Annotated in this window: 12 protein-coding genes and 1 pseudogene; 1 reads left to right on the top strand and 12 read right to left on the bottom strand. The window is 41.0% G+C overall.

The window, feature by feature from the left end; genetic code table 11:
- Positions 1-154 precede the first annotated feature (154 nt).
- The 12 genes from AALA56_RS09115 to AALA56_RS09060 form a co-directional block, all read right to left on the bottom strand.
- Positions 155-931 (bottom strand): class I SAM-dependent methyltransferase, encoded by a 777-nt coding sequence (locus AALA56_RS09115; protein WP_369909738.1) that lies wholly within the window; start codon positions 929-931, stop codon positions 155-157.
- Between the two features lie 3 nt (positions 932-934).
- The gene (gene crcB, locus AALA56_RS09110) at positions 935-1,327 is read right to left on the bottom strand and encodes a fluoride efflux transporter CrcB (RefSeq protein ID WP_369909737.1); all 393 of its coding nucleotides are present in this window, start codon (positions 1,325-1,327) and stop codon (positions 935-937) included.
- A gap of 8 nt (positions 1,328-1,335) precedes the next feature.
- Positions 1,336-1,713 carry a fluoride efflux transporter CrcB gene (crcB, locus tag AALA56_RS09105; protein WP_276762843.1) on the bottom strand — a complete coding sequence of 126 codons (378 nt, stop codon included), beginning with the start codon at positions 1,711-1,713 and terminating at the stop codon, positions 1,336-1,338.
- An 11-nt stretch (positions 1,714-1,724) separates the two neighbouring features.
- Positions 1,725-2,561, bottom strand: coding sequence for an urease accessory protein UreD (locus AALA56_RS09100; RefSeq protein ID WP_369909735.1), 837 nt, complete (start codon positions 2,559-2,561; stop codon positions 1,725-1,727).
- Position 2,562: 1 nt separating this feature from the next.
- Positions 2,563-3,174 carry an urease accessory protein UreG gene (gene ureG, locus AALA56_RS09095; RefSeq protein WP_164683390.1) on the bottom strand — a complete coding sequence of 204 codons (612 nt, stop codon included), beginning with the start codon at positions 3,172-3,174 and terminating at the stop codon, positions 2,563-2,565.
- 13 nt (positions 3,175-3,187) lie between these two features.
- Positions 3,188-3,883, bottom strand: a complete 696-nt coding sequence (locus AALA56_RS09090) for an urease accessory protein UreF (RefSeq protein ID WP_164683391.1) — start codon at positions 3,881-3,883, stop codon at positions 3,188-3,190.
- Between the two features lie 9 nt (positions 3,884-3,892).
- A complete protein-coding gene (locus AALA56_RS09085) occupies positions 3,893-4,342 on the bottom strand; it encodes an urease accessory protein UreE (RefSeq protein WP_369909732.1) in 450 nt (149 codons plus the stop codon).
- A 216-nt stretch (positions 4,343-4,558) separates the two neighbouring features.
- Positions 4,559-6,280: an urease subunit alpha gene (ureC, locus tag AALA56_RS09080; protein ID WP_369909731.1), complete on the bottom strand. Its 1,722-nt coding sequence runs from the start codon at positions 6,278-6,280 to the stop codon at positions 4,559-4,561.
- Between the two features lie 15 nt (positions 6,281-6,295).
- On the bottom strand, positions 6,296-6,637 hold the full coding sequence (locus AALA56_RS09075; RefSeq protein ID WP_369909730.1) for an urease subunit beta: 342 nt from the start codon (positions 6,635-6,637) through the stop codon (positions 6,296-6,298).
- A gap of 21 nt (positions 6,638-6,658) precedes the next feature.
- On the bottom strand, positions 6,659-6,961 hold the full coding sequence (locus AALA56_RS09070; RefSeq protein WP_164683395.1) for an urease subunit gamma: 303 nt from the start codon (positions 6,959-6,961) through the stop codon (positions 6,659-6,661).
- A 73-nt stretch (positions 6,962-7,034) separates the two neighbouring features.
- Positions 7,035-7,556: an AmiS/UreI family transporter gene (locus AALA56_RS09065; protein WP_369909729.1), complete on the bottom strand. Its 522-nt coding sequence runs from the start codon at positions 7,554-7,556 to the stop codon at positions 7,035-7,037.
- Between the two features lie 26 nt (positions 7,557-7,582).
- Positions 7,583-8,797 carry an ammonium transporter gene (locus tag AALA56_RS09060; protein WP_164683397.1) on the bottom strand — a complete coding sequence of 405 codons (1,215 nt, stop codon included), beginning with the start codon at positions 8,795-8,797 and terminating at the stop codon, positions 7,583-7,585.
- A gap of 717 nt (positions 8,798-9,514) precedes the next feature.
- On the opposite strand from AALA56_RS09060, the pseudogene AALA56_RS09055 reads away from it, so the two are divergent.
- A pseudogene (locus AALA56_RS09055) lies at positions 9,515-9,630 on the top strand (IS982 family transposase); the annotation flags it as partial.

Raw genomic sequence — 9,630 nt, 5'->3', positions numbered from 1 at the left:
TAAGCCATTTGTAATAACCTGAGCGTGACACCTTTAAGAGCTGACATAAGGTTTGAATGGGAATATCTGGTTCTTTAGCTCCCATAACCGCACAGGTCTGTGGGCTTAAATAATTCTCTGGAATATGCATTTTTTCTCCTTTTGCGTGGCTTGCTCATTCCATGCCTTTTCGTGCAATAATTGAAAAAATCGGTGTTGCGTTAAAGTTGAGTTGTTGGTCTTTTGTCAGCACAGAATGATTGATATTTTTAGTAACTGTGAGATGACTAGAGTGTGGGAGGAGTTCTTTTAGGATGGTAAAGTCCCAATGCGGACGTTGTTTGGCACTGAGTGGTAAGTGCTTTGCAATCTCCTCCATACGGGAGACATCTGTGTGAATGTAAAAGTCGTAAGCTCCTTCGTTAGCGACTCTTTTGCGGTCGTTGCGATAAGCTTCTTTGGCTTCTTTGTCGTACAAGTAATTGTACCAATTAGCATCAAAATTGATGAGAAGTCCACCTGGGCGAAGGACACGTAGCCATTCTTTGTAGGCTGCCTCAGGGTCTTCTAAGTTCCATGTGAGGTTTCTGCTCACAACGAGATCTAGACTATCGTCCTCATAGTCCAAATCAAGAGCATTCATTTGTTTTGTTGTGATATTTGCGCCGAGTTTTTCGGCATTTTCTCTTGCTTTTCTTAGCATAGCTGGGTTCATATCGACAGCGTCGACTTCTAAGCCCTTTTTAGCCAGTAAAATCGCTAAAAATCCTGGACCTGTACCGATGTCGACGGCTTTTGTTAGCGTACCGTTTGCTTTTTTAAAGATTTTGGTCAAATAGCTGTCCCATTTGCTGGCGTTTAAATCGGTCAATTCCGCAAAATGTTGCTTGCCGTAGCTTTCCGAGCGTTTTGTCCAATAAGCAGTATTGACTTTTGAGAGTGGAGTTGTCATAGTCTACCTTTCTTGTTTTGTCCCTTTTCCTAAAATGGTGTAAAAACCAAGAGCAACCGCACAAAGTCCTAGCACCAAATTGAAAAAGATATAGCAGAGCGCAATAAATGTGTGCCCACCAGTTATCAAATTATACATACCTGAGGCAAAAGATGAGAAGGTTGTTAGACCGCCACAAAAACCTGTCGTTAAAAATTTGTTCCATTCTTGGGAGATACGTTGTTTGGTGGCAAGCGCACTCACCAAGGCGATGATGTAGCAGCCGACCACATTGACGCCGAGGATGGCAAAAGGATCGGACACAGCTTTTCCGATATAGACCTCACAAAGCCATCTGATAGCTGCACCAAGTGCCGCACCACAACCAATCAATAAATATTTAATTCCTGTTTTCATGGGACACCTCACTTAAACCAAGCCTGAACACCAATGCCGATAAAGACACAGAGGATACACAAGATACAGCTGCCTATCCAGTAAGTCCATGCTTTTGAGTCTTTGCGCTCAACAAAGAATTGATATACTTCTGAGCTAAAGGTTGAAAACGTCGTCAATCCTCCACAAAAGCCTGTTATCAAGAGGACATTAGACGTTTGTGACAAGCCTTTATGACTCACCATACCAAGGAAAATACCCACGAGAAAGGACCCGATGATATTAGCTAGAAAGGTCCCATAAGGGTATGCATCGTCTTTTTTGTTAAAGACATCAGACAAGAGTGCTCTTAGACAACCGCCAAAAAAGGCACCTACACCTGCTAAGCAAAATTCTAAGATTCCCATAATGCCACCTGCTATTTCACTTTCATATCCAGTTTACGCAGGTTGATAGGGTCAAAGTGTTTAAAGGCTTCACGGTAAAAGTTGATAAATGCCCAGACCAAGTGACGATTATCATGATAAGTGTCACCTAGTACACGCAGCACCACACCACCGTTGATTTTGGTCAAGCCATATTTACATGTTGTGGTCAGGCTATCAAGCATGTCTTGCATGGTTTTTACCATCTCATCTGTTAGGCTATCATCAATGATAACAACAGAGTTAAAGTTGGTACGTCCTTCAAAATAACCAAGCTCTGCCATCAAGTCATCTTCTGGTTCACAGACCAAAAAGTCGTTGAGCAGCCATTTTCCTGCTTTTTTGATACTTGTTTTGAGTCCGACTTTGTGATATTTGAATGGGTCGCCTGCTTGTGACCAACCACCTGTGATACCATCTGTTAGAATGAGACTAGCCCCTTCTTCCAGCTCGATTTTTGTATCTTGCATGTAGTGAGCTGTTTCATAAGGGACAACCTCATCTAGGTAATACTCAAGGGTCGCATCTTTTCCCACCTTGATGATGGTTTCTTGTGTGGTCTCAATATGACGTTGGCATTTGTAGACATAGTTTGGTGTTTGACTGGTGATAACAGCATGGCTATGTTCAGCAAGTGTTATCGTTTGGAGATAATCTTCTCCCTCAACATAACCACCACCAGTTGCGATAAAGAAGTAAACAGGAACAACTCCTGTGTCTTTGATGGACGCAGAAACACGTGAATTGCCCTCACGATAGATACGCTCAGCTACCGTACGACCATCACGATAAGCAAAGCGCATATCAATATAACCGTCACGTTTTTTCATCTTATAAGTCCTCTAATAAGCAATTTTTCTTGATCCAGTTGATGACTTCATCTAGACCTTTATCTTCTTTAAGGTTGGTAAATAAGAAAGTACCATCTGCACGGAATTTTTCAGAGTCTGATTTCATACGATCAAGATCTGCACCAACGTATGGAGCAAGGTCGATTTTATTGATGATAAATAAGTCAGACTTAATCATCCCTTGACCCGCTTTACGTGGGATTTTTTCCCCTTCAGCAACGTCGATGATGTAGATTGAAAAGTCAACAAGCTCTGGACTAAAGGTTGCAGCAAGGTTATCCCCACCACTTTCTAGGAAAATCAAGTCAAGGTCATTGAAGCGATTTTCCAAGTCTTCAATAGCGGCAAGGTTCATAGAAGCGTCTTCACGGATCGCTGTGTGTGGGCAACCACCTGTTTCGACACCGATGATACGATCTTCATCAAGCACTGAATTTTTCAACATAAATTCAGCGTCTTCTTTTGTGTAAATATCGTTTGTGATAACAGCAAGATTGTAATCTTTTGCCATGTGACGTGTGAGGCGTTCGATCAACATTGTTTTCCCTGATCCAACAGGACCCCCGACACCAATTCTAACTGCTCGTTTCATTAGATTTCCTCCTTTATGACATGAATAAACGGGCTTCTTGAGTCTCGTGTTTGATTTGAGCGAGCTCAAGTCCGACTGAGTTTGCACCGAGATAGTAACGGTCTAAGTCGACAACTTCTTTGTAGAGTTCACCAAGTTGGTCAATCAAGCGATTAAGGATGACTTGACCTTCTTTTTGCCCTAGAGGGACAGCACGCACAGCGTTTTGCACCAAGGTTGAGCCAACACTGTAGCCATACATGAGAAAGGCTTCCTTCAATGGGACTTGTTTGTGATGAGCAAAAATAGCAAAGACAATAGCGGGATTACCATAAGCGAGTCCTTCTTTGATAGCTTGTTTGTAAGCAAAAAGATGAGGAATGGTATCGCCGTATAGTTCTTCTAAAAGGCTCATCATTTGATTTGCGATAAGACGTGTACCGTTACGTGTTTCAGTGGCGATGGTAGACGCATCCATGATAAGGTCATTTTCGAGTAACAACTCAAAGTCTTCTGCTTCAAGGGCTTCATAGGTTAGCTTGATGAGGAGTCCCTCACCATCACGAAACTGTGTTTGGTAGTAGTTTTTCAACCACACAGCAAATTCATGCCCTTTTTTAATGTGACGCTCAAACAAATAGTGCTCCATCCCAAATGAATGGTTGAAACTTCCGATCGGAAAGGTGGAGTCACATACTTGAAAGACATCTAAATAATCTAAAAACTCCATAGCGTCCCCTTACAATGATAAATCCGCATAGCGGAGTGGTTGTTCTAGTTGAATGCTCTCAACGGTATAAGGAATGTGACGAGCTCTCAGTGTTTCAGCTACCACTTTATCAAAAAGAAGTGAGATGGTGCCGTCTGCGATTTGGACAGGCTTGTGGAGGTTGCCTAGCATATGAGCAAGCTCTCCCATTTCATCAATGCCTTTTGGTGAAATCACAATCATCTCATCAGGAATAACGCTCAAAACAAGCAATTCACCGTCAGACAATTTAAAGGCTGAACCATTTTCAAGAACTTGACTCGAATCTGATAGACGAATGCCGTAGTCATTGCCGTGGTTCGTTGTGACACGCAAGATACTCTTCATCAAATCATCACTTTTCACCATTGCAGTCTCGATGTGAAAATCTGAGAGATTTTCAATCTCATCAACAGTGTTAAAAACATCAGTTAAAATCATTATCTTCTCCTTTAAAAAAAGAGAACCCAAGTCTTTCAATCTATTCAGTTGACTTGGGTTCTAAAAACTAGACGAGGCTAGTCAAAAATGAAACATAAAAATTCAAAGAATAGCCTAACGCTGCTATAAGCGCTAAATGGAAAACGTCTCTATTTTCCAACGATAACACAGTTTGCTAAGAGTAGAGGTGGCTTTTAGCGGCGCTAGATTATGCGATTAGAATAGGTAGTAACGTTGTGCCAAAGAAATAACTTCTTCTGGATCACAAGTGATGAGTTTATCATCAATTGTTACTTCAAAGGATTGTGGATCAATTTTGATTGTTTTTGGAATGTAGTCGTTGAGCTTCATGTCACGTTTTGTAAGGTTACGTGTGTTACGTACAGGAAGCACAATCTTATCAAGACCAAGTTCTTCTTTGATACCATGTTCATAAGCGTATTGTGATACAAATGTGATGTTTGTAGAACCAACAGCTTTACCTTTGGCACCGTAAAGATCTTTCATCAAACGTGGTTGTGGAGTTGGAAGACTTGAGCTTGCGTCACCCATAACACCGTAAGTGATCATACCACCTTTAAGAACCATTTTTGGTTTTGTACCAAATTTAGCTGGTTCCCAGATAACAAGGTCAGCAAATTTACCAACTTCGACAGAACCGATGTAGTCTGACATACCGTTTACAATAGCTGGGTTGATAGTGTATTTAGCGACATAACGTTTGATACGGTTGTTATCGTTAAATTCAGTATCGCCTTCAAGTGGTCCACGTTGTGCTTTCATCTTATCAGCTAATTGCCAGCAACGCATAGCCACTTCACCAACACGACCCATAGCCATAGCGTCAGAAGTCATAACACTAAGAGCACCCATATCGTGAAGAACGTCTTCAGCGGCAACAGTTTGTTTACGAACACGTGATTCTGCAAAAGCAACGTCTTCAGGTACTTTTGGATCAAGGTTGTGACAAACCATAGTCATATCAAAGAGTTCGTCAATAACGTTTTGAGTGTAAGGGTTAGTTGGGTTAGTTGATGATGGCAAGATGTTATCTTGACCAGCAACGATCATAATATCTGGAGCGTGTCCCCCACCAGCACCTTCTGTGTGGAATGTGTGGACGGTACGTCCTGCAAAGGCGTTCAATGTGTTTTCAACGAAACCACCTTCGTTAAGAGAGTCAGTGTGAACAGCGTATTGAACGTCGTATTTATCACAAGCACGAAGAGAGTTGTCAATACCAGCTGCAGTTGCACCCCAGTCTTCGTGAGTCTTAACAGCAGCAGCCCCTGCTTCGATTTGTTCTTCGATTGTACGTGGGTGACAACCAGCACCTTTTGCCATGATACCAACGTTAATTGGGGCATGGTCAACAGCTTCTAGCATACGGTGAATGTGGAATTTACCAGGGCTAGTTGTTGCTGAGTTTGTACCATCAGCAGGTCCAGTACCACCACCAAATAGAGTTGTAATACCGTTATCAAGAGCGGCATGTGTCAAACCTGGTGAGATGTAGTGAACGTGAAGGTCAATACCACCAGCAGTAACGATCAAGCCTTCACCTGAAATGGCTTCAGTGCTTGCCCCAACGATAAAATCAATGTCATCCATAATATCTGGGTTACCACCTTTACCGATGGCAATGATTTTACCGTCGCGAATACCGATATCTGCTTTGATAATACCAGTGTAGTCAATAATTGTTGCGCCTGAGATGATAGTATCAGCTACCAATGGATTGCTTTCACGGGTTTCACTTGCGTTTACACCCATACCATCACGTAAGACTTTACCACCACCGAACTTGCTTTCTTGTCCGTGTACAGTGTAGTCTTTTTCAATTGCTGCAAACAGATTTGTGTCTCCAAGACGGACGCTATCTCCAATAGTTGGTCCATAAAGTGAGGCAAATTGTTTTCGATCCATTTCAAAACCCATGGTTGAACCTCTTTTCTAGCGTTGATCACGTGCTTCGTTCTTAGCTTTATCTAGATAACCATTGGCACGGTTGTTAAAGCCAAAGACACGACGTTTACCACCAAAGTCAATCAAGTTGACTATGTGTGTTTCACCTGGTTCAAAGCGGACAGCTGTACCAGCAGCGATATCCAAGCGTTTGCCCCAAGCTTTTTCACGGTCAAAACTCAAACCTTCTTCGTTGGCTTCATAAAAATGATAGTGAGAACCGACTTGAACGGCACGGTCACCTAAGTTTTTGACTTCAAGTGAGATGGCGTCGTAGCCCTCATTATAAGTTACAGTCTTATCAGACAGTTTGTATTCTCCAGGAATCATATTATTACCTTCTTTCCTAGCTTAACGAATTGGGTCGTGAACAGTAACCAATTTTGTACCATCAACGAAGGTTGCTTCAACTTGAATCATTGGAATCATTTCTGAAACACCTTCCATAACGTCACTGCGTGTCAAGACACGACCACCTTCATCCATCAATTGGGCAACAGTTTTACCTGCACGTGCTCCTTCCAAGATATAACTTGTAATCAAGGCAACACTTTCTGGATGATTTAATTTCACACCATTATTTTTTCTTTCTTTGGCAATCATACCAGCCAAAGAAATTAACATTTTTTCGCGTTCGCGTTCCGTAAGTTGCATACGTACACTCCTTCTGTAATCAAACGATATTATTAACTATCGTTTTACGAGAACAATCTTATGTATTCTCGCATTATAGTTTAGGCCATTTGTCAATAAGCATCAAGAATCCTGGAATCCAGGCAGTAACGATACCTTCAATGATACCTAAGATGCCGACAAATTTGCCTAAATTGACTTTCATGTTGCATTCAATGAACCCTGTGAGCCACAGAATACCCCATGCCCACCATATAAGACCATAAAGCCAATTTCCGCCATATCCGACAAAGCAGTAGAGCCCTGCAGGAACAGAGTTGATCGCTACAAACAAGCTATACCAACCATAGAGACGATTGTCAAAATCGAAAATTGTGTTAATAGCCACATATAGGTATGTAAAGGCAAACAAGAGACCTGTTGCGCTCGCATAGAACCATAAAGCATCTTTGTTGTGACAAGCGCCATAGCCGATAGAAATGATGTTAAGGATTAAACCTAGACTACCTGTGAAGATATTCATGACAACATTTGATTTGTCATCAATCTTTTGCAAGCGGAAAAGTCCGTTACTCATCAAGACCATACCGACGTAAAGCAAAACGACACCCAGCATTGGAAACACCTCCTTTCAATGGTGAATTAGTTATTCAATTTTTCAAGGTCATAAGTTGTTTCTTCAAGTAAAGAAGCATCCAGACCATTTGCGATTTCTTCATCACTTGGTTCAATATTGGTTATAGCACCAAGGATTTTTAGGATGATAAAGGTAATGACAAAACTGTAAATGGCAACAAGAATCACTCCGAACACTTGAATCCAGAATTGATGCCAACTTGCAGAGACACCATTGACTGCTTTATCAGCAAAGATACCAATCAAGATACTTCCTGTAAAGCCACCAATACCATGGACGCCCCAAACACCGAGCGCATCATCCCAACCACGACTTTCTTGTAAGGATAGAGCAAGATTACAGATGATACCAGCTATGATACCAACTAAAATTGCTAATTGTGGGTGGATGTAACCTGCACATGGTGTAATAGTTGCAAGACCAGCAACTGAACCTGTCAGAACATCTACAAAATCAACTTTACCACGGACTAACTTGGCATAAATCATCCAAGTCACCATACCACTTGCTAGACCGATAAAGGTGTTTGAAAAAGCAATCGCTGCAAGACTTCCCGCCTTGAGTGCGCCACCTGAGTTAAATCCAAACCAACCAAACCAGAGAAGGCCAGTACCGATAGCTGCTGCCATCAAGTTACTTGGTTTCATGGAAATATCTTTTTGATGACGTCGTCCAAGAACAAAGATTGCGGCTAGCGCTGCAAAACCTGCTGTCGTGTGGATAACCGTTCCACCAGCAAAGTCAACAAAACCGATCTTGGATAAGAAACCAGAGCCCCAAATCCAGTGACAAACTGGAATGTAGACAATGATTGTCCAGATGATGAGCAACCAGATATATCCCTTCATATTGAGGCGCTCTGCAAAGGCACCACTCATAAGCGGTACAGTGATGACACAGAACATCAATTGAAACGCAAAGAAGAGAATAAATGGAATGGACGCAGCGTGAACATTACTTGGCACTAAACCAACATGCGCTAGTCCGAAATAATCTGAAATCGAACCAATCACACCACCGTGGTCTTTACCAAAAGCAAGACCAAATCCACCATACATCCAAATGATCGTTACAATCCCCATTGAGATAAACGATTGCATCATAATATAGAGAACGCTACGCTTCCTCGCTAGACCCCCATAAAAGAAGGCAAGCCCCGGTGTCATCAAACACACCATAGCAGTCGCTAACATCATAAAGGTGGTATCACCATAATTCATTGTGAAAAATCCTTTCTGTGACCAAGCAAGAAAAATTGCTTTGCCAAAGAAAACCATATCATAGACTAACTAAAAGGCGATCTGTTTTTAAAACTTTTAAAACGTGACTAGGAAACTCTAGCTCCCCTTTTCGCACAATCCATCATATAATCTAATTATTTCCCATATATTATTAAAGTTTTGTGAGTTTTATTTTAATAACATGTCAAAAATAACTAGATGATTCTATCAACATAACAATCATTCCTCCTGTAAGTCAGTTATTATAATTTTGTTATATATTTGTGATAACTAAATTATGGTTTTAGTATACTCCTTTTTATTAAAATTGCAAATCAATTAAAAAATACTTTTAAACACAATTATATCAACTGCTTAAGCGTTTACTAAAACAAAAATCTCTCAAAAAAATGAGAGATTTTTAACAAGTGGAAAGCAACTGGGCACTTTCTAAAAATACTGCAAGTTTAGCTTACAAAACTCAAACTGTCTAGTTTCTTTAAATTGTACGACTTTTTGTCATCTAAAATCTAATCTCGAGTCCATGGCTATTCATCAACGGTTTCTGTTCTAGAGCCGAAAATAGTTGTGAATCGGTTACACTAAACTAGACAGAAATTATAAAGTGTACCCGTGGTGCTAGTTCATTTCAAAATACAATACAAAGCCCAAATGGACTATACTGTAAGTGACGAAACATACAGGAGGTTAGTCCAAATGAGCCACTTACAGTATACTGCTAAATCTCATCATTTACAATGGAATGTACGTCAATTATCACAAATTTGTCACCACTTCTACCAAAACTATTGCCCAGATTCCTTCAAACATCG

It is taken from the genome of Streptococcus hyointestinalis (assembly GCF_041225505.1).
Classification (GTDB): domain Bacteria; phylum Bacillota; class Bacilli; order Lactobacillales; family Streptococcaceae; genus Streptococcus; species Streptococcus hyointestinalis_B.
This window is presented reverse-complemented; position numbering and strand designations above follow the sequence as displayed.